Raw genomic sequence first — 25,292 nt, 5'->3', positions numbered from 1 at the left:
CCTGCCAACGGTTGGTACCTACTTCGAGTCGGAACTGGCCATCTCAAGGTGCTTGGCGATGTCCTTGCTTTGCGGCGCCAGAGCGGCGGCCCGTTTGAGCACGGCGGCGGCGTCGTTGCGGCGCCCGTTTTTCAGCAAGGCGTACCCGAGCGTATCAAGGATGAAGGGATTGTTTTCCACCAGGGCATTGGCGGCCATGGCGTACTCCAGGCCCTTGCCGGCCAGGGCCGGCTTTTCGGCATAGATCATGGAGAGGTTGTTGAGCACCACGGGCAGATTTCTCTGCAGGCCAATCGCCGCCTCGTAGTCCCTGACCGCGGCGTCGGTCTGGCCGGCGGCCTGCCAGGCCATTCCCCGGGCGGCGTAGGCCTCGGCCGGCTTCGGGGATTTGGCGATGGCCTCGGCGAAATAGCGGTTCGCTTCCTCGACCTGGCCGGCGCGCATGAGGAGGGCCCCCAGGTCCAGCCGGGCCCCGATGCTTGCCGGCTCCACTTCCAGGGCCTGGCGCAGCAGGCGTTCCGCCCCGGGCACATCCTCCCGCTGCAGCTTGACCGAGGCCAGGGTGATGTAGCCGCCGGCCGCTGCGGGAGCGAGCTCGATGAATTTGGTGGCCTCCGCCTCGGCCTGGTCCCAGCGTTTGGCGGCCGTTTCCCGGCGCAGCCTCTCGGCGATGGCCGCCTTCTGGTCGATGGCCGCGACATCCCGGAGGGTGGCCAGGCTTTTCGTCTCGTCCCCGGCGGCCAGCTGCAGCCTGGACAGGGTGACCAGGGCAGGGATGGATTTGCTGTTCTCCTTCAGGCACTGGCCAAGGGTCTGCTCGGCCAGGTCGATCTTGTTGCGGCGGGCCAGGAATCCGGCCAGGCGAAGGTAGGCGTCGGCCTGCTTGGAGGCGGCGGCCTGCTCCAGGTGCTGCTGCGCTTCGTCGAAATTTCCCCTGGCTTCGAGCGCCGCGGCCAGGGCCGTGTGGGCGGACGGGGACTGGGGCTGCTGGATAAGCAGCTGCCGGTACTGGTCCATGGCCTTTTCCGGCTCCATCCGCTGGGAATAGAACTTGGCCAGGGTGTAATAGGGCGTGGCCAGCTTGGGATTGAGCGTCTTGGCCTTCTCGAGCAGGGCCACGGCCTCGTCGGTCCGGCCCTGCTGCAGGAAGATGGCGGCCCGGATGGTATGGGCCTGGGCGACGTCCGGCTGGCTGAGCCCCGGCGCCTCCAGGACCGACGCCGCCTCGTCCAGGCGCTGCTGCTGCTTGTACAGGGCGACCAGCGCTATCCGCGCCTCCAGAAATTCCGGCGACTGGCCGATCGTTTGGCGCAGTTCCGCCTCGGCCTGCTCCGGTTTGCCCGTGTCGCCGAAGATGAGCCCCTTTTTGAGGTGCGCGGTCGCGGACTGCTCCACCCCGTCGGGGATGGCTTCGTAAAAGGCGAGGCTCTTGGCGAAATCCTTGCGGGACAGGTACAGGTCGCCGAGCAGGAGTTTGTCCTCGTAACTGTCCGGATGGTAGGTGAGGACCCGCTGGAGCTCGTCGATGGCCTCGTCGGTCCGATCCATCTTCAGGTTCATGTTGGCCAGCATCTGCCGGGCCTTGAGGTGGCGGGGACTGGCGTCGAGCACTTGGCGCAGTTCGCTTATGGCCAATTCCAGGTTGCCGTTGCGCTCATAGGCCTGGGCCAGGAAGAAGTGGGTTTCCGATTCCGGCCGCAGGCGCAGGGCCCGCTCGAAGTTGGTGACGGCCTGGGCCGTCGTTCCCCGGGTCAGGTCCATGAGGCCGAGCAGTTTGTAGCCTTCGGGCAGGTTGGGATAGTCGGCGGCCAGGCTTTTGGCGGTCTGGGCGACTTGCTCGGACGCTCCCTGGGTGACCAGGAGGATGAAGGCCTCGTTGTAGCGGGACTTGATGTCCGTGGGGTATTTGGCGTTCAGGGTCCTGTAGGTGGCCAGGGCCGCATCCATGTCATTGTTCATGGTCTGGATCTGGGCCAGGAGATGCAGTCCGCCCTGGTTGTCGGGATTGGCGGCCAGGAGGGCCTCGACCTGGGCCTGGGCCTCGGGAATCTGGTTCTGCAGGACCCGCGTGGCCACAAGCTCGATCCAGACGCCGACCCGCTTCCGGTCGAGGGCCAGGGAGTGGGCGTAGGCCTCGGCCGCCTCGTCCAGATCCTTGGTCCGGGCATGGGCGTGGCCCACATATTCCCAGGCCTCGGCCGAATCCGGATCGATCGCCAGGTGGGCCGAAAGCTCCTGCAAGGCCTCCTCGGTCTTGGCCTGGGCCACCAGCGCCTTGCCGAGCAGGAGGTGGATCCCGGCCGGCGGATCGGCCAGCGCGGCCAGCTGCTCGGCTTCCCGGGCGGACTGGTCGGGTTTGCCGAGCACGAAATAGGCCTTGGCCAACTCGACGCGGGCTTCCTTGTCCTCGGAGTCGCGTTCCAGAAGGCTTTTATAGATGACCACCGCGCCCTTGGCGTTGCCTTCGGCGACAAGCTTGGCCGCTTCGGCCATGGAGTCGGTCCGCGACTGCTCCCGGCAGGAGGCCAGGGCCAGGAGAAGCGCCATCGTCACGACCATCATTCCCGTGGAAAGCCGAGGCATTGTCTTGCCCTTTTCCCTGGTCACAGGCTGCATCTTCCCCTCCCCTTGCGGACCGTGGGCGTGTCCGATCGATTGTTGCGGTTGCGGCGTCTGTCGTCCGAGAAATACGCCATGGTCCTCGTTTAAGGGGCTCGCAGACGGGAAGGAATGGGGGGAACGCCCCATTTCCCTTGGGGGGTTCCCTACCTGTCGGGACGCCGGTCCGGCCCTGAAGGCGTCCGTGATCTTTTGGCGGAAAAATGCGCTTCCCGGTTGCCGCAGGCCCGTTTTTTGGCGTAGGATCGTCCGGGATCAGAACCGCGGCCGTCCACCGGCGCCCGGCATGTCCCGTCCCGGGAGGCCCCATGAGCAACTACGATCCGGCCAACGCCAAGGCGTACAACGATGCCATCGTCATCCGGTACTACACCAGGCTGTCCGGCCTGACGCCGCAGGAGCGGGCGGTCCTTGAACCCCTTGTGCCCGAGATCCGCGACAAGCCCCTCCTCGACCTCGGCATCGGCGCGGGCAGGACGGTGCCGGAGCTCACCGCGATAAGCCGCGACTACGTGGGGGTCGATTACTCCCAGGGCATGGTGGACTTTTGCCGGGCCAAGTATCCGGACATCGACATCCGGCTGGGCGACGCCAGGGACATGGCCTGTTTCGAAACCGGCCGGTTTCGGTTCGTGCTCTTTTCCTTCAACGGCATCGACACGGTCAATCACGCCGACAGGCTGCGCATCCTCAAGGAAATCCACCGGGTGCTCGAACCGGGCGGCTCCTTCGTCTTCTCGAGCCACAGCCGGACCCCCTACGAGGCCCGGGCGCGAGCGGAAAAAGCCAGGCCCATCGGAGAAAAACTGCGGTCCGCCCGGGACAGCCTGATACGGATCCTGGCTTCGCCGCGACCCTCCAATCCCGAAGTCCGCAAGCTCGCCAACCGCCTGCGAAACAACCCCCGGGAAGAACGGACCGGGGAGTACGCCATTGTCAACGATCCCGGCCACGACTACTCGCTGCTGACCTACTACATCCACCCCGACCGGCAGCGGCGGCAACTGCTCGAAGCGGGATTCCGCGACCTCGGGCCGGCCATCGACGGACAGGGCCGTCCCGTCACGGACTGCGCCGAAACGCCCTGGCTCTACTACCGGGCACGAAAATAGCGACAGAAAGGAAGGGGGAGTCCCGCTCCACGAAGGCCCCCACACAGGGCGGCCGCCCTACCCGGCACTCAGGGCCTTGGGGTCGATCTCGTGCTTGCGGAGCAAGTCGTAGAAGGTCGGGCGGCTGACGCCCAGGGCTTCGGAGGCCTTGACGATGTTGCCTTCAAAGCGCCGCAGGGCCTGCAGCATCATCTGGCGTTCGAGCTGGGTGCGGGCCTCGCGCAGGGTCGTCTCCGCCCTGGCCGGCCCGGGAGACGACGCCTCCCCGGCCAGTCCCAGGGACTGCGGGGTGATGCGCGAACCCTCCACCAGGATGATGGCGCGGCGGACCTTGTTTTCGAGCTCCCGGACATTGCCCGGCCAGGGGTAGTTGCGGATGGCCTCCATGGCCTCCGGGGAAAAGCCCTGGATCTTTTTCGGCAGCTGTTTGCCGTGGATCTCCAGGAAGTGGTTGGCCAGAAGCACCACGTCCTCGCCCCGGTCCCGAAGCGGCGGCAGGTGGATGCCGACCACGCCGATGCGGTAGTAGAGGTCCTCGCGGAACTGCCCCAGGCGCATGGCCTCCTGGATGTTCACGTTGGTCGCGGCCAGCACCCGGACATTGACTTCCAGGGTCTTTCTCCCGCCGACCCGCTGGAACCGCATGTCCTGCAGGAAGCGCAGGAGCTTCACCTGGAGGTTGACCGGCAGCTCGCCGATTTCGTCGAGGAAAAGCGTGCCGTTTTCCGCGTATTCCACCTTGCCCTTGACCGTGTTGGTGGCCCCGGTGAAGGCCCCGCGCTCGTGGCCGAAAAATTCCGATTCCAGGAGATTTTCCGGAATGGCCCCGCAGTTGATGGACACGAGCGGCTGCTGCCGCCGGGGGCTCGCCTGGTGGATGGCCATGGCCACAAGCTCCTTGCCGGTGCCGGATTCGCCGTGCACGAGCACGGGCGCGTCCGACGCGGCCACCTTGTCGATCATGGCGTACACGTCGCGCATGGCCGGACAGTCGCCGACAATGCCGTGCCGCAGCCTGGGGGCGGCCGGCTTCTTCGGGGTTTCGGCCGGGGCCACGCGTTCGATTTCAAGCAGATGGAAGGCCCTGTTGATCATGACCTTGAGCTCGCCGAGATCAAGCGGTTTTCGAAAAAAATCATAGGCTCCCAGTTCCACGGCCCGCCGGGCGTTCTCCTGGCCGTCAAAGCCGGTGATGACGATGACCTTGGTGGAAGGCCTGGCCGCGATCATCTGTTCCAGGCAGGCCAGGCCCTGGGACGCGTCCTCGGGATGGGGCGGGAGGCCGAGGTCGAGGGTGACCACCCCGGGCGTGACCGCCTGGAAGACCTGCAAGGCCTCCTCCACGTGGGTGGCGAAATGCAGGGCATAGGGAGCCTTGGACAGGCCCCATTTGAGTTGCCGGCGGATGTCCCCGTTGTCGTCGACGATAAGGAGGTCTGTCATGGAACTTGCCCTGGTGGTTATGAGGGTTGGGCGTCGGGCAAAAGGACGGTGAAGGTCGAGCCCCGGCCGGGCTGGCTTTCCACCATGAGCCGGCCGCCATGGGCCTCGACGATCTGCTTGCTCTGGTAGAGGCCGATCCCCATGCCGTGCCCCTTGTCCTTGGTGGTGGCAAAGGGGACGAAAAGCCGCTTGCGGATGAACTCCTCGTCCATGCCGCACCCGGAATCGCTGACCTTGACGTAGGGCTGGCCCTCGCGTCCGACCTCCACCTCCACGGGACGATTCCCCTGGCTCGCCTCCATGGCGTTGCGAAACAGGTTGACCAGCACCTTGGACATTTCGGCCCGGTCCACGGTGGCGGGCACGGAATCGCCGTGGACCGAAAGGACGCCGTCCGGCACGGACTTGGAGGATTCCCGGGCCAGCTCCAGCAGGTCCGTGTCCTCGCAGCGCAGGGCCTCGCTGCTCGGCACCCCCCGCAGCCGATGGATAAGGGCCATCATCTTGGACATGGAGTTGTCGAGGGCCTCGAGCATGTCCTGCTGAAATTCCGGCATCTGGATGTAGTTCTTGGCGTTTTCCACAATGAGCGACAGGGTGTGGACCAGGTTTTTGAGGTCGTGGAGCACAAAGGCCGAGACCTTGCCCATGGCCTCCATTTCCCGGGCCGCGGACAGTTCGTCGGCCAGGCGCATGAGCAGGATGGCCGAGGTCGCCTGGTGGGCCAGGGCCTCCATGAGCTCGAAGTCCTCCTCGTCGTAGGCTTCCCGGGAATTGAACGGATGGTCGAGGAGGATGAATCCCTCGAAAAGGGGCCCGTGCATGAGGGGCACCAGAAAACTGGCCGCCGGGGCCGGCGGGGGCGGGGGCACATGGCGCAGGTCGCTGACCTCGCCGGCGAACGACGGCGGCTGGCACCAGGGATGGTCGGGCGGCAGGGGGGTGTTGGCCGCGCCCATCTCCCATTGGTGGATCGGTTCGAAACTCCCGGTCCGGGCGTCGCGCAGGTAGAGGGCCGCCTGGCCCATGCCCAGGTTTTCGCAAAACCCGAGGAGCACGGCCTGGTAGAGGTCCTTCAGATCGCCGACGTCGACCAGGCGGCGGATGAAATCCAGCCACTGGAGCCGGTAGTCGTACTTGTCCTTGTAGAAATACTTGCACATGTCCGTCTTGACCTTGCGGCGGACGGTCTCGGACAAAAAGAGCGTGAGCACGCCGACCCCGCCGAGAAGGGACAGGGACATGATGACCGTGGACTTGTTCAAGTCGTCGAACTGGCGCATGGCCTGGCCGAGGAGCCCGATGCTGACGAGGTAGACGCCGACGGCGAAGAGCACCAGGGACTTGTAGGCCAGCCGCCGCGAGAAGACGATCTTCTCCTCCCCGCCCCGGGTGGCCAGGGAATAGCCCATCAAGAGGACGCCGAGCAGAAAGCCGATCTGCCGGGTGGGACTGAGGGTCAGGTCGAGCTCGCGGTAAAGGAGCACTTCGCTGATGACCAGGAGCTGGGAGGCCAGCATGGCCATGAGGCCGAGCACGAAGAACTTGATGCGCCACCGTTTGACATGGGTGGCGCTCGTCAGGGTCCCCTCCAGGTTGTAGAGGGAAAAGAGCACGGCCAGAAGGAGGCCCAGCTGATGGTAGAACCCGAGCCGGGTCAGCGGAATGACCCAGGGGGCGTGGAGGGCCGGGGCGAAAAACAGGCTCGGCGCCGGCAGGACGAGGGGCAGGGTGGGCAGGGCCGCGCAGGCCGTGAGGAGAAGGAGCTGGAACCTCGAGAGGGAGTGCGGCTGCAGGATTCTGGCATAGACCAGGCTGAAACCGGCCAGGGCCCAGAAAGCCAGGCCGTGGGCCGCCAGGCTCCACCGTTCGAAGGCCAGGACGTCGGCCGAGGAGGCCAGCGCCTGGGCGTTGAGCAGTTCGGCGGCCGACAGCCCGAGCAGGCCGATCAGGAGCAGGCCGTCGCTCGGCACGAACTGGCTGCGAAACAGGATCATGATGCAAAGCGCCAGCCCAAGGGTGAGGGACGCGGCGACGAGAATGGTGTGCATGGCAATGCCTTCCCCGCTTAGGGCGCCAGAAAGAAGTGGATGACCGGATAGGCTTGCTTGATGAAGGCTTCGGCGACGGACGCGGCCTCGGCCGGATCGTTTTGCGTGCCAAGGTTCAGGCGCACGAAGCTTGCGCCCCGCTGGCCGTGTTGCACCGAGTTGGCGATCTCCGCCAGCTTGAGACCGATTTCGGTGGACAGGACCTCCCCCCGGACCATGAACCAGTACACGAACAATTCCTGGCGCTCGCCCTGGCGGTAGATGGCCTGGGTCAGGCGAACGCGTTCCCCGCCGACGTCGAATTCGACCGGCCGCGACACGACCTCGAACCAGCCGCTGCCCGGCAGGCAGTTCTTGGGGGAATGGATGGGCCCGGACCCTTGGGCCCCGTCGTGGTAGCCGATGTAGAGGTTGACGGTTTTCCCGTCAGGTCCCAGATAGCGCCGCGACAGGTAGTCGCTTGGCCGCAGCACCTCCAGGAGCTCCCGGCTGAACTGCTCCTGGTGGACCGTGCGCCAGGCTCCGACCCGGGCGGGAAAGTCCGCCAGGGGCCGGGCCAGGGGCTCGGCCGTCTCCCGGTGCAGGGCGATGTAGCCGGCCGTGGCCAGGAAGAGGCAATAGATTGCCAGATACCGATACCAGGGTGTCTTCACCGGAACCTCCGCAGGACCTGGTGCAGGCCGGCCAGGGCGACAAGCGCCAAGGCGAATGTCGCCAATCCGGCGAATTCGTGGAAAAAGCCCTCCGCCGCCGCGGCCCCGATGTGGCGGGCCAGCACGCCCGTGACCACCACCCGCAGGACATTGGCGAAAACGGCGATGGGGACGGCGGCGGCGATCAGGATCAGGCGCTGCCAGGGCGACCGCACGAGGACCAGGGCGTAGGCCGTGGCCAAGGCCAGGAGCGAGGTCAGGGAACGCAGGCCGCTGCAGGCCTCCACCACCTCCAGGGTGACGTTGGGGAACAGGATGACGTTGCCCTCGCGAACCACCATGAGGCCCATGAGCTTGAGCACGCCGACCGAAAACCAGCTCACGAAGAGCTTGAGCGGAAAGGCGGCGGCATCGTAGACCACGGCCGGAATGGGAATCATGAACACCAGGAAGAGCAAGGGCGTCAGCAGCTTCGAGAAGACTTCCCGGCCCAGCCAGTAGAGCACGCACCCGGCCAGGGCCACGAGGAGCGACAGGCGCATGGTGAAAAATTCCGTGGCCAGCCAGCCGGCCACGAGCATGAGGGCCGCGGCCACGGCCACGCCGAGCCCGGCCGGACTCGAACCGGTCGGCACGGCGGCCAGCTCCTCCCGGCGCGTCCAGACGAGGTAGCCGGCAATGAGCGGAATGAGAAAGCCGTGGGAGGCATTGTCGTCCACATACCAGTCATGGACCATGGCCGCGACGACCTGATGGTAGGCCACGGCCAGGGCCACGAGCCCCAGGAGGAGGGGAAGCCGGAAGGCCGTCAAGGCCTCCCCCAGCGGCAGTACGGCGGCCTGCCCGGCTCCCGGAGCGGTCGGCGGGAAGAAAGGTTCCCGTGATGGCGGCATCGGCCCCGTGTCCTTCATGTGTATCCCCTTTGTTGCCTGCGTTGCTGTTCCGGAGGGAAGCTCCAACGCTTGGCTGGCACTTTCCTGCCTCGCGTGCGCCCGCACCGGGCGCTTTCGCCCAGGGCGCCCGCTTGAAGCTTCCACCGCGGCCCAGGCTTCCTTCCCTTTCCGCCCTCTTCTGTCGTTGCCCCGTCCCCCGCTTGCGGCACACGGCCTCTTATTTTTTGATATTTTACTCTTTGCTGCGGTTTGCGACCGAGCGGAATGGGGGCGATCCCCCATTTGCCATAGGTGGATCGCCCATGTCGCCGACCCTTTGCCCCAACCGTGCCAAATGGCGGCGCAAAGGCGCTTTGGCCGGCGTTTCGCCCCAGGCGGGCAGCCAAGGCCCCGGCCACGGGCCGTCACCGGCGGTCCGGCCGGCCGTCCCCGGAACGGAAAAAGCCGCCTGGCCCGACACGGAACCGGGGGCGGTGGATGGCGGCGGGAAAAGCGAACGGAAGCAAGGGGAACCGAGGCTCCCGGGGGAGGCGAGGGACCCTGTCCCGGCGACCGGGCTCGGCGGGAACGGACGGGCTCGGCGGGAAAGGACGGGCTCGGCGGGAACGGACGGGCTCGGCGGGAACGGACGGGAACGGACGGGCAGGCCCGGGAGAAGCCCTGCCCGTTTCAATGCGAGAGCGGCTTACAGAATATCGTTTTTCATGCAGTAGATGGCCAGTTCCACATCCGTATCGCACAGAAGTTTCTTTTTCAGGCTGGCCTTGTGCTTTTCCACGGTCCGATGACTGATGAAAAGCAGCTCCCCGATTTCCTTGTTGCCTCTGCTTTCCATGACAAACCGCAGCACTTCCCGTTCCCGGCGCGACAAATTGACTTTGCTGCCATGCGATCCGCCGTCAGGGTTGACAAACCCGTCCACCACATTGGCCGACACGTCCGGACTCAGGTACTTCTTGCCTGTGGCCACGGCCATGATGGCGGTGGCCAGTTCGTCGGTGGATGCGGTTTTGAGGAGATAGCCATCCGCCCCGGCGGCCAGGGAACTGTGGATGGCCAAGGCATCCTCGTGCGCGGTGAAAGCCAGTATCTTGACCCGGGGATGGTGGGCTTTGATGTCCTCGATCAGGCCCCGGCCGATCTCCAGAGACGGCAGGCCGAGGTCCACCAGGGCCACGTCCGGATAATACCTGGCCACGAGTTGCAGGGCTTCGCCGGGGGTGGCGGCCATGCCAACGACCCGGACCGTGGGAATGCCGCTCAGGAAATACCGCGTGCCTTCCCGAACGATTTCATGATCATCGACGATGATGAGACTGATCATATTCATGGCGACAGATAGATTGGCCACTACAAAAAATCCTCTTTCATGTCTTTTGGCACTACACGCGACTCTGGTTCACCTTACACCATTTCTTTCGCCCTACAAGACGAACATGGCCTGACTGTGAAAAATATTCCGGCACCGGGACACGGCCGGCGCAAGGCCATGGACGCATTGCCGGGCACATTGCCGGACGGCTCTTGACGGGCCGGCCGGGCCTTTGGTAGCGTATCGCCATGACACGCCGCATGACCGCCAAGCGCCCCCTTTTTTCCAGCTCGTATTATTACGGGTATCGCGCTCGCGGCCAGGCGGAGGGCGCGGCCGGATAGGCCGCATCCCACAACACCGCCGCCAAGGGCCGCGGGCGCAATGCCCGGCGGCCCTTTTTCATGAGTCGCCGCCGGGGTCCCGGCTCCTTCGCGCAAAAAGCCAAGGAGAAGCACCATGACCATCGGCAAATCCATCCGCCTCGAACGCATCCTCAACCGCGACACCGGCCGCACCATCATCGTGCCCCTCGACCACGGCGTTTCCGTCGGCCCCATCGAGGGCATTGCGGACATGCGCGAGGCGGTCACCAACATCGTGGCCGGCGGCGCCAACGCCGTGCTCATGCACAAGGGGGTGGTGCGGTGCGGCCACCGGGCCCGGGGCCGGGACGTGGGGCTCATCATCCACCTGTCCGCCTCGACCAACCTGTCGCCCTACCCCAACGCCAAGACGCTTGTCTGCACCGTGGAAGAGGCCATCCGGCTCGGGGCCGACGCCGTGTCCGTGCACGTGAACCTCGGCGACGAGACCGAGGCCCGGATGCTCGACGACTTGGGGATGGTGACCGAGGCGGCGGCCTCGTGGAGCGTGCCGGTCCTGGCCATGGTCTACGCCCGGGGACCGAAGGTCCGAAACGAGTTCGACGCGGACGTGGTGGCCCACTGCGCCCGGGTGGGCAACGAGCTCGGCGCGGACATGGTGAAGGTGCCCTACACCGGCGATCCGGACAGCTTCGCCCGGGTCGTGGCCGGCTGCTGCGTGCCGGTCGTCATCGCCGGCGGCCCCAAGACCGACTCCACGCGCGGCTTTCTGACCATGATCGCGGACAGCGTCATGGCCGGCGGCACCGGCCTCTCGGTCGGCCGCAACATCTTCCAGGACCCGGACCCGGCCAGGCTCTTGCAGGCCGTGACGGCCATCGTGCACGAAAACGCGAGTGTGGACGCGGCCATGAAAATGCTGGGACGGGAATAAGCGGGGGACGGGGAAAAAGAGGCCTCCGGCGGCCGGGGGGATCATCCCCCCCGGACCCCCCGAAAGGGGATATGGTATGACGCGCTCAGGCGCTGCGACGCGGATGTTGGGAAGGGGGTCTGGGGGGAACCGCTTTCAAAGCGGTTCCCCCCAGGCTCTCAATGTCTCGGCGTCATACCGCCAGGCCACCTTGCCCGGGAACTCCCCTTCGAGCACGCCTGCGTTGCGGTCGGCGTGGCGCGGCGATTCGGCAAAGTGGTCGTTTAGGGCGATGGCGGCCAGCGGCAGCTTGTGGCGCAGGGCAAAGTGGCCGTAGACGAGGGCGTCGGACAGGCAGCCGAGCCTGTTGGGCACGACCAGGATGGTTTGGAGGCCAAGGGCCAGGGCGAAGTGGTAGTTGTAGCGCCGCCCGCCGAGCGGCACGGCCAGGCCGCCGGCGCTTTCGACGAGAAGGACGTCGCGGTCGGTCCCGAGGGCCTCGATGCGCGAGACGCACTCCGCAAACGGAAAGGGGTCGAACACGAAGCACGGGGAAGCCGGCTCGGCCGCCGTGTAGAGCGTGACCGCGTCCTCGGGAGCCAGCCCGGCCCGGCCGGCCACGAAGGCCGCGTCGTCGTCCTCGGGATAGCCCGTGGCCACGGGCTTGACGTACCGGACGGTCTTGCCCTCGGCCTTGAGCCTGGCCGCGAAAAAAGCCGAAAACCAGGATTTGCCGATGCCCGTGCCCGTGCCGGTGATGAAATAGCCTGTCATCCGAGCACCGCCTTGGTCGCCTCCAGGGCGATGTCCGTCAGTTTGTCGATCTCATCCGTGGTGATCACATAGGGCGGCATGAAGTAGAGGGTGTCGCCGAGGTTTCGCAGCCACGCGCCCCGTTTGACCGCCTCCTGGAAGATGCGAAACCCGGTCCGGTCCCGCCAGTCGAAAGGCGTCCCCCGCTCCGGGTCGGCGTAAAGCTCCACGGCCGTGATCCAGCCCGTGGAGCGGATGTCCGCCACGTGCTTGTAGCCGGCGAACCGTTCCCGCACGGCGGCTTGCAGGTGGGCGATCTTCGGCCGGTTGGCGTTTATGACGTCGTCGTCCTCGAAAATGCGCAACGTCTCCACGGCCGCGGCACAGGCCAGCGGATTTCCGGTGTAGCTGTGGGAGTGGAGAAAAGCCTTGTCGTCGGCGTAGTCGTGGTAAAAGGCGTCGAAGACCGCGTCCGTGGTCAGCACGCAGGAAAGCGGCAAGGTGCCGCTGGTGATTCCCTTGGACAGGCACATGAAATCCGGGGACACGCCGGCCTGTTCGCAGGCGAACATGGTGCCCGTGCGGCCGAACCCGACCGCGATCTCGTCGGCGATGCAGTGGATGCCGGCCTCAAGGGTGGCCCGGCGCAGCTTGGCCAGATACACTGGCGGGTACATGCGGAAGTTGCCGGCGCACTGGACCAGCGGCTCGACAATGACCCCGGCGAGGACATCCTTGTGGGTGTCGATGGCCGCCTGCATGGACGCGAAGCAGGCCGCGTCGCAAGTCTCCCGGGCCTGGCCGTGGGGGCAGCGCTGGCAGTCCGGCCCCGCAACCTCGATCTGGGGCACGAAAAGGGGCACAAAGGGCGCGGCGTAGAGCCTGTCGCCGCACACGCCCAGGGCCCCGGCCGTCTCGCCGTGGTAGCCGTTGGCCAGGTAGAGGAAGCGGCATTTTTCCGGCCGGCCGTGGTTGCGCCAGAAGGCGTGGCTCATTTTGAGGGCTGCTTCCACGGCGCAGGAGCCGTTGTCCGCGAAAAATATTTTCGTCAGCCCCGGCAGGGCCACGGCCAGCAGCCGCTCGGCCAGTTCCTCGGCCGGGGCGTGGGTGCAGCCGGCGAAAATAACGTGTTCCAGGCGCGAAAGCTGGTCGGTCACGGCCCGGGCGATGCGGGGATTGGCGTGGCCGAAAAGGTTCACCCACCACGAGGAAATGGCGTCGATGTAGGCCTTGCCCTGGCGGTCGAAGAGGTAAATCCCTTGACCGCGCTCCATAAAGACGGGAGGATACGTTTCGTGGTCCTTCATCTGGGTGCAGGGATGCCAGATACGCATGGCCTCCCTTCCGGAACGCTGCGACATGAGCACATCCTTTTTCGGCAAATACATCGTGCCCGAAGCGGCAGCGCTTCGAAACACGGACAGCTATCGGACCATCCCGCCCATCGACGACGGCGCGGCCCGGGAAATCCTCTATGGCGGCACACGGCTTTTGAACCTGGCCTCCAACAACTACCTCGGCCTCTCCGCCCACCCGGACCTGATCGAGGCCTCGGCCAAGGCGCTTTCCCGCCACGGCTGCTCGTCCGGGGCCTCCCGGCTCGTCACCGGCAACTTCGCCCTGGCCGAGACCCTGGAAGCGGAACTGGCCACCTTCAAATACCAGGAGGCGGCGCTCGTCACCGGCAGCGGCTACGCCGCCAACCTGGCCGTGTTTTCCGCCCTGGCCGACCGCCACACCGTCGTTTTCTCCGACCGCCTGAACCATGCCAGCATCCTGGACGGCATTGCCCTGTCCGGGGCCAGGCTCGTGCGCTACCGCCACCTGGACATGGAGCATCTGGAACAGCTGCTTGGGCGGGAGCGGCAGGTCGCGAAAAAGATCATCGTCACGGACACGGTTTTCAGCATGGACGGCGACGTGGCTCCCTTAGCGCGATTGGTCGAGCTTGGCAAAGCCCACGGCGCGCTCACCGTGGTCGACGAGGCCCACGCCACGGGCATCCTCGGCCGGGGACGCGGCCTTGCCGCCGCGCTCGGGCTGTCCGAGGACGTGGACGTCCACGTGGGGACCCTGAGCAAGGCCCTCGGGTCCCAGGGCGGCTACGTGGCCGGCCGGCTCGAAACCATCGAGCTCTTGCGCAACCGGGGCCGGTCGTTCGTCTTTTCCACCGCCCTGCCGCCGGCCGTGCTGGGCGCGTCGCTGGCTGCCCTGCGCCACCTGAAGGCCAATCCCGGCGAGGGGGCCCGGCTCATGCGCATGGCCAAGGCCATCCGCGACCATTTAAGCGGCCTCGGCTTCGACACCATGGGCTCGACCACCCAGATCATCCCCGTGGCCTGCGGCCGCAACCGAGTGGCGCTCCACGCCCAGGCCCTCCTTCGGGCCGAGGGCCTCCTTGTCGCCGCCGTCCGGCCCCCCACCGTGCCCCAGGGCACGGCCCGGCTGCGCCTGTCCCTGCGGGCCGATCTGACCGAAGACGACCTGCGCCGGGTGCGGCTCGGGTTCTCGAGGCTGCGGGTCTCCTTTTTCCCATGACCGACGTTTTCTTCCTGTCCGGCTGGGCCGGTCCCGAAACGCTCTTCCCCGGGTTTTCGGGCCGGTGGACGTTTGCCGCGCCCTTTCTGGACGGGGACGAGGCCGCCCTGCTCGCCCGTATCGAGGCCAGCCCGGCCCGGATTCTTGGCGGCTGGTCCACGGGCGCGCACATGCTCGTCAGGCACGCGGCCGGGCTTTTCCCCCGGTTCGAGCGGGTGGTCCTTTTCGCGCCGTTCCTGCGCTTTGCCGACAGCCTGCCCGCCCGGATCACCCGGGCCATGGCGGCCGGCCTGGCCACGGACGCCGAGGCCGTCACACGGGGCTTCTGGAAAAACTGCGGCCTGTCCGAGGCGGCCGTCCAGGCCCTGGACTTTGACCCGGCCTGGGCCGGCCGGCTCTCCGAGGGCCTGGCCTATCTCCTGGCCTCGGCCGCCCCGGACAGGCCCGTGCCGGCCGGAAACGTCACCGTCGTCCACGGCGCGGCCGACCGCATCGTGCGGCCCGCGGCCGTGGAGGCGGTCCTCTCCGTCCTTGACGGCGCGGCGGTCGTGGGGCACCACGGCGGCCACTGGCCCGATCCCACCCTTCTCGGAGAACACCTTTTCCCATGAAACGTCCCCTCCAACGCCGCTTCGAACAGGCCGCCGCCACCTACGAGGCCGCGGCCCAGGTCCAGCGGCTGGTGGCCGCCCGGTTGGCCGCCCTGTGTCCGGCCACCCTCGGCGCTCCCGTCCTCGAAATCGGCGCGGGCAGCGGCCTGCTCACGCGCGCGCTTTTGCCCCGGACCCGGGGCCCGTACCTGGCCCTCGACCTGGCGCCGGGCATGTTGGCCCGGGCCGCCATGCCCGGCGCCCGCAAGGTCGCGGCCGACGGCGAACGGCCGCCCTTCCGGGACGGCGCCTTCGCCTTCCTGGCCTCGGCCTCGGCCATGCACTGGTACGCCGATCCGGCCGCGTCCATCCCGGCCGACCTGCGGCTCGTGCGGCCGGGCGGCGGCTTCGCCATCGCCCTCTATGTGGAAGGGACGCTTGCGGAGCTGGCCGAGGCCGCGGCGGCCACGGGCTTCGGCTCGGTCTATCCCATGCGGCCGGCGGCCTTTTACCGGGAGCTTTTCGCCGCAATACCGGGCATCGAGTGGAGCATGGAGGAGGCGCGCCAGGTGGTGACGCACGAGAGCGTGCCCACCCTTCTTCGCAGCCTCAAGGGTGCGGGCGTGACCCACACGGAAGGCCGGCGGGCGGGCAGCCCGGCCAGGTATCGGGAATTTCGGAAGTATTACGCCGAACGGTTCGGCACGGTGGAAGGCATGCCGGCCAGCTACGCCGTGCTCTACTGCTGCGGCCGCCGCACCGGCGGCGCGGGCTGATCACCGGTAGAGCACGCCCCGCTTCAAAAGCCGCCAGGAGTAGTAAACCACCGCGCCGAAGAGCGCGATGCCGACCGCCTGGGCCAGGAGCCCGGTCGGCGCGATGACGGAGGCAGGATCGGTCTTCACCCAGACCACGGCCGTGGAAAAGAGGTTCAGGGCAAAGGCCAGGGCCAATACGTTCACCGCCTGCCGGCGCTGAGCGAAAAGGAGCGTCACCCCGACCAGGGTCACGGCGGCATTCACGTAGCCGATCACCCGGTCCATGACGGTGAATTTGGCCAGATAGGCCTGGCCCTCGGGCGTCATCTCCACCCCGCCGGCGGTCACGAAGAAAAGCCCCACGATCACCTGGACCGAGCTGACCAGGTAAAAAAGAAAGATGACCCAGACCAGGATCGGGCGTTTGGGCTTGGCTGCGTTTTCCTCGGTCATGACCGCCTCCTTGGCTGCGGCCACTTTACGGGGCCGGGCATCGGGCGTCAAACGCTCCCGCCCGCCCCGTCTCGACAAAATGGCCTGTTCGCCTTACACAAATGTCCGTCAGGGGACACCAGGGAGGTGGCATGGCGAAAATTCTGGTCATCGACGACGACACCCATATCCGCGAGGTCTGCCGGCTGGTCATCGAGGGCATGGACCACGAGGTCGAAACCCGGCCGAATCTGACCAAGGGCCTCGAAGCCCTGGATAAAGACGCCTTTGACGTGGTCTACCTGGACGTGGACCTGCCGGACGGCAACGGGCTTCTCTCCATCCCGAGGATCACCGAGCGGGAGCGGGCCCCGGAAGTCATCATCTTCACCGGCGCGAGCTACCCCAACGGCGCGGAACTGGCCATCAAAAACGGCGCCTGGGACTACATCGAAAAACCGGCCACCGCCGAATCCATGACCCTGCCGCTCATTCGCGCCCTGCAGTACCGCAAGGAGAAATTCGCCCACCGACCGCCCACCGTGGCCCTGAAGCGCGAAGGCATCATCGGCAACAGCCCGCGCGTGGCAAGCTGCCTCGATCTCGTGGCCCAGGCCGCCAACTCCGACGCCAACACGCTCATTACCGGCGAGACCGGCACGGGCAAGGAACTCTTCGCCCGGGCCATCCACGACAACAGCGACCGGGCCGAGGGGCCGTTCGTGGTGGTCGACTGTTCGAGCCTGACCGAGACGCTGATCGAATCCGTGCTCTTCGGCCACGCCAAGGGGGCTTTCACGGGCGCGGAGAAAAAGCAGGAAGGGCTGATCAAGCAGGCCGACAAGGGAACGCTCTTCCTCGACGAGGTGGGCGAGCTGCCCTTTTCCCAGCAAAAGGCCTTTTTGCGCGTGCTCCAGGAGCGCCGCTTCCGGCCGGTCGGGGCCAAGGAGGAGGAGACCAGCGATTTCAGGCTCGTCGCCGCCACCAACAGGGACCTCGAAGCCCTGGTCGCCTCGGGCACGTTTCGAAACGACCTGCTCTTTCGCCTGCGCACCATGCACATCCACATCCCGGCCCTGCGCCAGCGCGACGCGGACATCCGGGAGCTGACCATCCACTACATGAACGCCTTTTGCCTCAAGTACAAGGTGCCGCTCAAGGGCTTTTCCCCGGAATTCCTCGACACCCTCCAGGCCTACGACTGGCCGGGCAACGTGCGCGAGCTGGTCAACCTCATGGAAAACATCATCGTGCGGGCCCAGTTCGAGCCGACCCTCTACCCCAAGCACCTGCCGCCGGAAGTCCGCATCCGCATCATGAGCGGCAAACGGCAGGAGGCCGCCAACGGCCAGGAAATGGAGCTCCTGCCGCCCATCGAACCGGCCCCGGCCCAGCCGGAACTCGTGCTCACGCCCTTTGACGACTACAAGAAGGAAACCGAGCACCGGTATTTCAAGACGCTCATGCAGGCGACCGGCGGCGACATCCACAAGGCCTGCGACCTGTCCCAGCTCGGCAAGCAAAGCCTCTACCGCTACCTGCGTATCCACGGCATCCCGACCAGGGCCTAATGTTGCACCCTTAAAAATACGTCCGTATTTTTAAGATAGAAATGGATTTTTTGCGTTCAAGGACAGGACGCGGGCCGGACGGAGAAGATGCCTCCGGCGGCCGGGAGGGGATGATCCCCTCCCGGACCCTCCTCGATGGGGGCGCGCCCCCTGGGATGGTGGGTGTTAGACGTATTCCCGGGGGTTCAGGCCAAAGAGGCATAGGACTTCGTAGGGAATGGTCCCCCACCAGCCGGCCACGTCGTTGGCCGTGACCGCTTCCGGCCCCTGGCCGCCGAGCAGATGGATGACGTCGCCGGGCGCGCAGGCGATGCCCGTCACGTCCACGGCTGTCAACTGCATGCAGACCCGTCCGACGATCGGCACCCGCTTGCCGGCCAGGCACATGGCCCCGGCGTTGGACAGCCCCCGGCTGTAGGCGTCGGCATAGCCGGCGGCCACCACCGCCACCCGCATGTCGCGCTCGGCCGTGAACGTCCGGCCGTAGCTGACCGACCGGCCGGCGGCCACGTCGTGGACCGAGACGATGCGCGTCACCGTCTCCATGGCCGCGACCAGCCCCTGGCCGAGCGTCTCCCGGTCGGTTCCGAGAAACGGATTGACGCCGTACAGCGCGATGCCGGCCCGGCGGGTCTCGAAGCCGAACCGGTCGGCGTGGGCCATGATGCCGGCGGAATTGCACAGCGACCCCTCGAAGGCGAGGCCCGCCCGGCGCAGGGCCGCGCAGATCCGGCCGAACCCCTCGCCCTGCTCGGCCACGAACGCAAACGCCGCCGGATCGTCGGCCGTGGCCAGGTGTGAGCCGACCATGGCCACCTCGATGGCCGGCATGTCCTCCAGGCGTTTTAGAAGCTCCGGCACGTCGGCCTCGACAAAGCCGAGCCGGGCCATGCCGGTGTCGAACTTGAGGGCCACCCGGGCCTTGACCCGTTTCCTGGCCGCGCGCCCGGCCAGCCGTTCGAGCTGCCCGAAGTCGTGGATGAAGGGGATGATGCTGTGGCCGAGGATCATGGCGTCGTCCTCGGGCAGGACCGGCCCCAGAAGCGACACGATGGCGGCCCGGGGAATGGCGGCCCGCAGGGCCGCGCCCTCGGCCACCGAACCCACGGCAAAGCCGTCGCACCCGGCCCCGGTCAGCACCCGGGCCGTTTCGAGCAGTCCGTGGCCGTAGGCGTCGGCCTTGATGACGGCCAGGACCCGGCCGCCAAGCCCGGCCAGGCGTTTGTAGTTGGCGGCGATATGGTCCAGGCGCACCCGGGTGCGCAGGTAGTTGTGGGCAATGGGCATGGGAAATCTCCTTGGGCGAGCGGCCCGGCCCGGGTCTACCCCCATTGCCCCGGGTTTTCCAGCCCGGCCGGCCGGCTTTGCCTGGCGGCCGAGTTGGCGTAGGGTCGGGCCATGCCAAACGCCGTCAAACACCGCACCATCCGCGTCCTGCCGCCGGAACTGCAAAACCAGATCGCCGCCGGCGAGGTGGTGGAGCGGCCGGCCAGCGTGCTCAAGGAACTGGTGGAAAACAGCCTCGACGCCGGAGCCGCGCGCATCGACGTGGCCATCGAGGGCGGCGGCCGCACGCTCCTCTCCGTGGCCGACGACGGCTGGGGCATGACGCCCGAGGAACTGCCGCTGGCCGTCACGCGCCACGCCACGAGCAAGATCGCCTCCATGGCCGAACTGGCCAGCATCGCGAGCTTCGGCTTTCGCGGCGAGGCCCTGCCGAGCATCGCCTCGGTCTCGACCTTTACCCTCACCTCCCGCCACGAGGCCTTTGACGAGGGGGCGATCATCAAGGTCGAAAGCGGCCGCATCGTCGAGCGCGGCCCGGCCGCCCTGGCCAAGGGCACGCGCATCGAGGTCCGGGACCTCTTCGCCGCCGTGCCGGCCCGGCTCAAATTCCTGAAATCCGAGCCCACCGAGACCAAGCGGGCCACGGACGTCTTTTGCCGCACCGCCCTGGCCCGGCTGGACGTGGCCATGAAACTTTCGGTCGGCGGCAAAACCAGCCTGCGCTTTCCGGCCGGCCAGACGCTTCTCGCCCGCCTGTCCGGCATCTGGCCGCCGGCCGTCACCGACGACCTCTTCGAGGTGGACTACGCCCTGGGCCCGATCCGGGTCCATGGCATCCTCGGCAAGCCGCTCAAGGCCCAGGCCAAGGCCGACCGGATGCTTTTCTACGTCAACGGCCGGGCCGTCCTCGACCGGGTGCTCCTGGCCGCCGTGCGCGAGGCCTACAAGGGCCGGCTGCTCTCCCGCGAATACCCGCAAGCCGTCCTTTTCCTGGAGATCCCGCCCGAGGACCTGGACGTGAACGTCCATCCGGCCAAGACCGAGGTCCGGTTTCGCGACGAGCAGGCCGTGTTTGTAAACCTCCGCCGGGCGGTCGGCCAGGCCCTGGACAAAAACCTCGTCCTTCGCACCGTGCCCGCGCCCGAGCCGTGGGTCCGGCAGGACGCCGAAGGGCCGAAGTTTGCCTCGCGCCTGGATTTCCTCGGCGAACTGGCCCGGGCCGACGCTCCGAGCCCGAAGGAAACCACGCCCATGGCCGGCTCCGGCCGGGAGGACTCCCTCCGGCCCTGGTCCGACGCGCCGGCCCCTCCGGCCCGCCCGGGCGGTCCAGGCAGTTCGGGCGGTCCGTCATCAGGGCCGGCCGAGGCCTCCGGGCCGCACGTCGCCGAAGGCGCGCCCCCGGTCCGGCAGGCCCCCCTGCGCCATCCCGATCCGCCGGCCGTGGTCCGCCACGAGCGCGGCGAAGAGGCTGCCGGACCGGCGCCGGAAATCCTCCGTGCCCGGACCGTGGAGGAGCTGGAGCCGGCCCTGCCGCCCGGGGTCCGCTACCTGGGCCAGTTCGCGGACACCTACCTCATCGTGGACCTCGGCCGGGAACTGGTCCTCGTTGACCAGCACGCGGCCCACGAGCGCATCCTGTTCGCGGCCATGGAGGCGTCCGGCCACCGGGGCCACAGCCGGCCGGTCGGCATCCCGGTCGAGGTGCCGCTCCATGCCTCGGAAGCGGCCCGGCTGCGGGAGCTTTTCCCCGAGCTTCGGGCCATGGGCTTTGTGCTCGAAACGCCCCGGCCCGGCCTGGTGGCCATGACCGGCGCGCCGCCGGCGCTGTCCGTGGGCCAGGCCCGGGAGTACCTGTCCGCCGCCCTGGCCGGGCAGTCCAAGACCCTGCGCGACCTGTGGATTCTCATGAGCTGCAAGACGGCCGTCAAGGCCGGCACCCCGCTTGCCGACGACGAGGCCGTGGCGCTCTTGGCCCAGTGGGCCAAGGCGCCGGACCGGGACTACTGCCCCCACGGCCGGCCGGTAACGGTCCGCTTCGGGCCGCGCGAAATGGAGAAGATGTTCAAGCGCCGGAAATAGGGCCTCCCCGCCTAGACCGCCCTGGCGACGTCCCTTGCCAAAATTCCCCAAAATGTTCACAACCGGCTTTCGCCAAATGCGACGCCTTCTCGACCGTCGCATCCATGAACCATTTATGACGCCATTCCCCCCTCACCTTTCAGGGGGTCCGGGGGGGATGATCCCCCCCGGCGGAGAGGTCCAGGAGAGGCAGCGCCTCTCCTGGCCGCCGGAGGCAAGGGGCCAAGGAGAAAGACGCCATGCTTGCCATTTTGGACTACAAGGCCGGGAACCAGACGAGCGTTTTACGGGCCCTGACCCACCTCGGCATCCCGTGCCGCATCACGGCCGATCCGTCGATCCTCGCCGACGCCTCGGGCATCATCTTTCCGGGCGTGGGCGCGGCCGGCCAGGCCATGCTGGAGCTGACCTCCACCGGGCTCGACGCCGTCTTGACCGGGCAGGTCGCGGCCGGAAAGCCCCTGCTCGGCATCTGCGTCGGCTGCCAGATCCTCCTCGACTACAGCGCCGAGAACGACACCACGGCCCTTGGCATCGTGCCCGGCCAGTGCGCCATGTTCACCCCGGCCCTGACCGACGAGGACGGCATCCCCATCCGCATCCCGCACATGGGCTGGAACCAGGTGGCCCTCAAGGCGCCGTGCGAACTCTTCGACGGCATCGCGCCCGAAGCGGAATTCTATTTCGTCCACAGCTACTACCCGGTGCCGGCCGACGAATACGTCCTTGGCACCACGGTCTACGGCCTGCCGTTCTGTTCGGTGCACGGCCGCAAGGGGCTTTGGGCGGTCCAGTTTCACCCGGAAAAAAGCGGCCGGCCGGGCCTGTCCCTGCTGCGCAATTTCGCCGCCTACTGCCAGGAGGCCTGATCCATGCTCTCCAAACGCGTCATTCCCTGCCTGGACGTCCGCGACGGCAAGCTCACCAAGGGCATCAAGTTCAAGGGCAACGTGGACATCGGCGACCCGGTCGAGACCGCCCGCCTCTACTACGAGGCCGGGGCCGACGAGCTGGTCTTTTACGACATCACGGCTTCGAGCGAAGGCCGGGGCATCATGCTCGATGTGGTCGACAAGGTGGCGAGGGAGATATTTATCCCCTTCTCGGTCGGCGGCGGCATCTCCACGGTCGAGGACATGCGGGCGGTGCTCTTGGCCGGCGCGGAAAAGATCTCGGTCAATTCCGCGGCCGTCAAAAACCCGGACATCATCAGCCAGGGCGCGGCCGCCTTCGGCTCCCAGTGCGTGGTGGTCGGCATGGACGTCAAAAAGGTGCCCGTGTCCAAAGAGATCCCGTCCGGCTACGAAATCGTCATCCACGGCGGCCGCAAGGCCATGGGCCTCGACGCCATCGACTGGGCCAAGACCGTGGAGGCGCTCGGGGCCGGGGAAATCTGCTGCAACTCCATCGACGCCGACGGGGCCAAGACGGGCTACGAACTGACGCTGACGCGCCTTATCTGCGAAGCCGTGACCATCCCGGTCATCGCCTCCGGCGGTGCCGGCAACCCCGACCACATGGCCGACGCCGTGACCACCGGCAAAGCCTCGGCCGCACTCATCGCCTCCATCGTCCACTACGGCGAGTACACCATCAAGCAGTGCAAAGACCACATGGCCGCCCGCGGCGTCAAAGTACGCAGCGTGTGGTAGGAAGAAGATAAGATAAGATAAGAAAAGATGCCTCCGGCGGCCGGGGGGAATGATTCCCCCCGGACCCCCCCGATGGTTCAAAGGGGGTAAAGCTGCGGGACGTCGTCCGTCTCAGTAAATATGAAAGCCCGGAAGCAATTGCTTCCGGGCTTTTCTATTCCCGCTGCTCTTCCCAGCCCATGCGCCACCGGAAAAATCACCTTGCCCATTCAGGGGGTCCGGGGGGGTGTGCCCCCCGGCCGCCGGAGGCATCTTAATCTTCATCACGCCGGCAACGGGCGGTCCGTGGGCCATTCGGGGGCGACGTAGGTGCCGGACTTGCCGCCGGACTTGAAGAGGAGCCGGATCTCGCCGAGGACGATGTCCTTCTGCACGGCCTTGCACATGTCGTAAATGGTGAGCGCGGCCACCGAGGCGGCGGTCAGGGCCTCCATCTCCACGCCGGTCTCGGCCGTGGTCGAGGCTTCGGCCTCGATGCGGACGATGGCCGCGGCCTCGTCCACGAAGAACCGGACGTCGGCAAAGGCCAGGGGCAGCGGATGGCACAGGGGAATCAGGTCGGCCGTGCGCTTGGCGGCGAGGATTCCGGCAATCTTGGCCGTGGCCAGAGCGTCACCCTTGGGCAGGGCGGCGGTGGCCAAAAGCTGCATGGTTTTGGGCGCAAGCCGGACTTCGCCGCCGGCAATGGCCAGGCGGCGCGTCTTGGACTTGGCCCCGACATCGACCATGCGGGTGCGGCCGTCGGCGTCGATATGGGTGAAGGTTTCGCTCATGGCGGCCTACTCGAAGGTCGGGACTTTGACCTTGCGGTCGATGCGCTTGGCCGACGTGGCGTCCGCCTTGGCCTTGTCCACCTGCCCGAGCTTCATGTAGGCCATGGCCCGGTTGCCGAAGGCCTCGGCCAGCTTGGAATCGGTCTCCACGGCCTTGGTGTAGTCGGCGATGGCCGCTTCGGTCTCATTCTTGGCGTCGTGGCACATGCCGCGCAGGTTGTAGGCGCTGGCCAGGTTTTTCGGGTCGATGCCCGCGCCGGCGTCGATGATGCGCGTGAAGGCCGCGATGGCCGTGTCCATGTCGCCCTTGGTGGCGGCGGCCACGCCGTCCCGGTAGTCGAGCGTCGGATCGGCCAGGGCCAGGGCCGGCAGGGCCAGGGTCAGGGCCAGCGCCAGAGGCGCGAAGCGCAAAAGTGTTCCCATCTCAGTTCCCCATGACTTCCTTGGCTTTACGGAAGAAATCCTTGACCTTCTTCATGGGCTTTTGCTCGTCGAGCTTCTCGAATTCCTGCAAAAGCTCTTCCTGCTTCTTGGTCAGGTTTTTGGGGGTGAGCACCGTCACCTCGACCAAGAGGTCGCCGCTGCGGCTCGATCCCGGCACGGGCAGCCCCAGGCCGCGAAGCGAGAAGACCTCGCCGCTTTGCGTGCCCTTGGGGATGTCCATCATCTCGTGCCCGTCCAGGGTCGGCACCTCGATCTTGTGACCAAGGGCCGCCTGCACGAAGCTGATGTCGGCCCGAAGGACCAGGTTCTGGCCCTGGCGCTCGAAGACCTTGTCCGGCTCGACCCGCAGGATGACGTACAGGTCGCCCGGCGGCCCGCCGTGGAGCCCGGGCTCGCCCTCGCCGCGAAGCCGCAGCCGGCTGCCGTCGTCCACGCCGGCCGGCACCCGGACCTTGAGCTCCCGGACTTGGCGGGTGACGCCCCGTCCCCGGCATTCCTTGCACGGCGACGTGACCACCCGGCCCTCGCCCCGGCAGACGGGACAGGTCACGGCGATGCGGAAAAAGCCCTGGCTCTGGACCACCTGGCCCGAGCCGCCGCACTGCTTGCAGGTCTCGGGCGCGGTGCCGGGCTCGGCTCCGGAGCCGTCGCAGACGTGGCACTGCACGTTTTTCGGGATCTTGAGCGTGACCTCGGTCCCCTTGGCGGCGTCGCGGAAGGAGACGGTCAGGTCATAGCGCAGGTCGTTTCCGGACTGGGGGCGCGGACCGCGCGAGGTCCGGCCGGCGAAGCCGAAAAACTCCCCGAAGATGTCGGAAAAGGCGCTGAAAACGTCGTCGGTGGAGTTGAATCCGCCAAAGCCGTTGCCGCCAAGCCCCTCCTGGCCGAACCGGTCGTACCGGGCCCGGGTCTCGGGGTTTCGCAGCACCTCGTAGGCCTCGGCCGCTTCCTTGAACTTGGATTCGGACTCGGGATCGTCGGGGTTGCGGTCGGGGTGGAACTTGAAGGCCAGCTGGCGGTAGGCCTTCTTGATGGCCTCATCGTCGGCGTCCCGCTCAACGCCGAGAACTTCGTAGTAATCCCGGGGCATTGT

Annotated in this window: 22 protein-coding genes; 9 read left to right on the top strand and 13 right to left on the bottom strand. The window is 67.0% G+C overall.

The window, feature by feature from the left end; translation table 11 throughout:
- Window positions 1-18 precede the first annotated feature (18 nt).
- The gene (locus DFW101_RS00480; protein ID WP_009179571.1) at window positions 19-2,616 is read right to left on the bottom strand and encodes a tetratricopeptide repeat protein; all 2,598 of its coding nucleotides are present in this window, start codon (window positions 2,614-2,616) and stop codon (window positions 19-21) included.
- Window positions 2,617-2,927: 311 nt separating this feature from the next.
- Between DFW101_RS00480 and DFW101_RS00475 the strand changes: the two genes are divergently transcribed.
- The gene (locus tag DFW101_RS00475) at window positions 2,928-3,731 is read left to right on the top strand and encodes a class I SAM-dependent methyltransferase (RefSeq protein ID WP_009179570.1); all 804 of its coding nucleotides are present in this window, start codon (window positions 2,928-2,930) and stop codon (window positions 3,729-3,731) included.
- A 57-nt stretch (window positions 3,732-3,788) separates the two neighbouring features.
- Here the strand turns inward: DFW101_RS00475 and prsR are convergent, their stop codons facing one another.
- From prsR to DFW101_RS00450, 5 genes are all read right to left on the bottom strand, one after another.
- Entirely contained in the window at window positions 3,789-5,174 is a 1,386-nt protein-coding gene (gene prsR, locus DFW101_RS00470; RefSeq protein ID WP_009179569.1) for a PEP-CTERM-box response regulator transcription factor, read from the bottom strand.
- A gap of 17 nt (window positions 5,175-5,191) precedes the next feature.
- Complete coding sequence (gene prsK, locus DFW101_RS00465; RefSeq protein WP_009179568.1) at window positions 5,192-7,225, bottom strand: XrtA/PEP-CTERM system histidine kinase PrsK; 2,034 nt, start codon at window positions 7,223-7,225, stop codon at window positions 5,192-5,194.
- Between the two features lie 17 nt (window positions 7,226-7,242).
- Window positions 7,243-7,878, bottom strand: a complete 636-nt coding sequence (locus DFW101_RS00460; RefSeq protein WP_009179567.1) for an exosortase C-terminal domain/associated protein EpsI — start codon at window positions 7,876-7,878, stop codon at window positions 7,243-7,245.
- Window positions 7,875-8,771, bottom strand: a complete 897-nt coding sequence (gene xrtA, locus DFW101_RS00455; protein ID WP_009179566.1) for an exosortase A — start codon at window positions 8,769-8,771, stop codon at window positions 7,875-7,877. The genes DFW101_RS00460 and xrtA overlap by 4 nt, the downstream gene beginning before the upstream one ends.
- A gap of 685 nt (window positions 8,772-9,456) precedes the next feature.
- Window positions 9,457-10,122 carry a response regulator gene (locus tag DFW101_RS00450; protein ID WP_009179565.1) on the bottom strand — a complete coding sequence of 222 codons (666 nt, stop codon included), beginning with the start codon at window positions 10,120-10,122 and terminating at the stop codon, window positions 9,457-9,459.
- 420 nt (window positions 10,123-10,542) lie between these two features.
- On the opposite strand from DFW101_RS00450, the gene DFW101_RS00445 reads away from it, so the two are divergent.
- Window positions 10,543-11,343, top strand: a complete 801-nt coding sequence (locus tag DFW101_RS00445) for a 2-amino-3,7-dideoxy-D-threo-hept-6-ulosonate synthase (protein ID WP_009179564.1) — start codon at window positions 10,543-10,545, stop codon at window positions 11,341-11,343.
- A 135-nt stretch (window positions 11,344-11,478) separates the two neighbouring features.
- Here DFW101_RS00445 and bioD read toward each other — a convergent pair whose 3' ends face one another.
- The gene (bioD, locus tag DFW101_RS00440) at window positions 11,479-12,096 is read right to left on the bottom strand and encodes a dethiobiotin synthase (RefSeq protein ID WP_009179563.1); all 618 of its coding nucleotides are present in this window, start codon (window positions 12,094-12,096) and stop codon (window positions 11,479-11,481) included.
- Window positions 12,093-13,436, bottom strand: a complete 1,344-nt coding sequence (gene bioA, locus DFW101_RS00435) for an adenosylmethionine--8-amino-7-oxononanoate transaminase (protein ID WP_232286111.1) — start codon at window positions 13,434-13,436, stop codon at window positions 12,093-12,095. Before bioA ends, bioD begins: the two co-directional genes overlap by 4 nt.
- Here bioA and bioF point away from each other — a divergent pair.
- The 3 genes from bioF to DFW101_RS00420 are packed head-to-tail and all read left to right on the top strand — an operon-like array spanning window position 13,435 to window position 15,979.
- The gene (gene bioF / locus DFW101_RS00430) at window positions 13,435-14,613 is read left to right on the top strand and encodes an 8-amino-7-oxononanoate synthase (protein WP_009179561.1); all 1,179 of its coding nucleotides are present in this window, start codon (window positions 13,435-13,437) and stop codon (window positions 14,611-14,613) included. The genes bioA and bioF overlap by 2 nt on opposite strands.
- Complete coding sequence (locus tag DFW101_RS00425; protein WP_009179560.1) at window positions 14,610-15,224, top strand: alpha/beta fold hydrolase domain-containing protein; 615 nt, start codon at window positions 14,610-14,612, stop codon at window positions 15,222-15,224. Before bioF ends, DFW101_RS00425 begins: the two co-directional genes overlap by 4 nt.
- Entirely contained in the window at window positions 15,221-15,979 is a 759-nt protein-coding gene (locus DFW101_RS00420; protein WP_009179559.1) for a methyltransferase domain-containing protein, read from the top strand. The genes DFW101_RS00425 and DFW101_RS00420 overlap by 4 nt, the downstream gene beginning before the upstream one ends.
- On the opposite strand, the gene DFW101_RS00415 is transcribed toward DFW101_RS00420, so the two are convergent.
- Window positions 15,980-16,414, bottom strand: a complete 435-nt coding sequence (locus DFW101_RS00415; protein ID WP_009179558.1) for a hypothetical protein — start codon at window positions 16,412-16,414, stop codon at window positions 15,980-15,982.
- A gap of 131 nt (window positions 16,415-16,545) precedes the next feature.
- On the opposite strand from DFW101_RS00415, the gene DFW101_RS00410 reads away from it, so the two are divergent.
- A complete protein-coding gene (locus DFW101_RS00410) occupies window positions 16,546-17,964 on the top strand; it encodes a sigma-54-dependent transcriptional regulator (protein WP_009179557.1) in 1,419 nt (472 codons plus the stop codon).
- A gap of 165 nt (window positions 17,965-18,129) precedes the next feature.
- On the opposite strand, the gene alr is transcribed toward DFW101_RS00410, so the two are convergent.
- On the bottom strand, window positions 18,130-19,251 hold the full coding sequence (gene alr / locus DFW101_RS00405; RefSeq protein WP_009179556.1) for an alanine racemase: 1,122 nt from the start codon (window positions 19,249-19,251) through the stop codon (window positions 18,130-18,132).
- 111 nt (window positions 19,252-19,362) lie between these two features.
- Here alr and mutL point away from each other — a divergent pair, with 111 nt between their 5' ends.
- From mutL to hisF, 3 genes are all read left to right on the top strand, one after another.
- Window positions 19,363-21,330: a DNA mismatch repair endonuclease MutL gene (mutL, locus tag DFW101_RS00400; RefSeq protein WP_009179555.1), complete on the top strand. Its 1,968-nt coding sequence runs from the start codon at window positions 19,363-19,365 to the stop codon at window positions 21,328-21,330.
- 239 nt (window positions 21,331-21,569) lie between these two features.
- On the top strand, window positions 21,570-22,199 hold the full coding sequence (hisH, locus tag DFW101_RS00395) for an imidazole glycerol phosphate synthase subunit HisH (RefSeq protein WP_009179554.1): 630 nt from the start codon (window positions 21,570-21,572) through the stop codon (window positions 22,197-22,199).
- A 3-nt stretch (window positions 22,200-22,202) separates the two neighbouring features.
- Window positions 22,203-22,982, top strand: a complete 780-nt coding sequence (gene hisF, locus DFW101_RS00390) for an imidazole glycerol phosphate synthase subunit HisF (protein ID WP_009179553.1) — start codon at window positions 22,203-22,205, stop codon at window positions 22,980-22,982.
- A gap of 263 nt (window positions 22,983-23,245) precedes the next feature.
- On the opposite strand, the gene moaC is transcribed toward hisF, so the two are convergent.
- The 3 genes from moaC to dnaJ are packed head-to-tail and all read right to left on the bottom strand — an operon-like array spanning window position 23,246 to window position 25,289.
- On the bottom strand, window positions 23,246-23,755 hold the full coding sequence (gene moaC, locus DFW101_RS00385; protein WP_009179552.1) for a cyclic pyranopterin monophosphate synthase MoaC: 510 nt from the start codon (window positions 23,753-23,755) through the stop codon (window positions 23,246-23,248).
- 6 nt (window positions 23,756-23,761) lie between these two features.
- Window positions 23,762-24,178 (bottom strand): tetratricopeptide repeat protein, encoded by a 417-nt coding sequence (locus DFW101_RS00380; protein WP_009179551.1) that lies wholly within the window; start codon window positions 24,176-24,178, stop codon window positions 23,762-23,764.
- 1 nt (window position 24,179) lies between these two features.
- Window positions 24,180-25,289 (bottom strand): molecular chaperone DnaJ, encoded by a 1,110-nt coding sequence (gene dnaJ, locus DFW101_RS00375; protein ID WP_009179550.1) that lies wholly within the window; start codon window positions 25,287-25,289, stop codon window positions 24,180-24,182.
- Window positions 25,290-25,292: the final 3 nt, after the last annotated feature.

The organism is Solidesulfovibrio carbinoliphilus subsp. oakridgensis (assembly GCF_000177215.2).
GTDB lineage: Bacteria > Desulfobacterota > Desulfovibrionia > Desulfovibrionales > Desulfovibrionaceae > Solidesulfovibrio > Solidesulfovibrio carbinoliphilus.
This window is presented reverse-complemented; position numbering and strand designations above follow the sequence as displayed.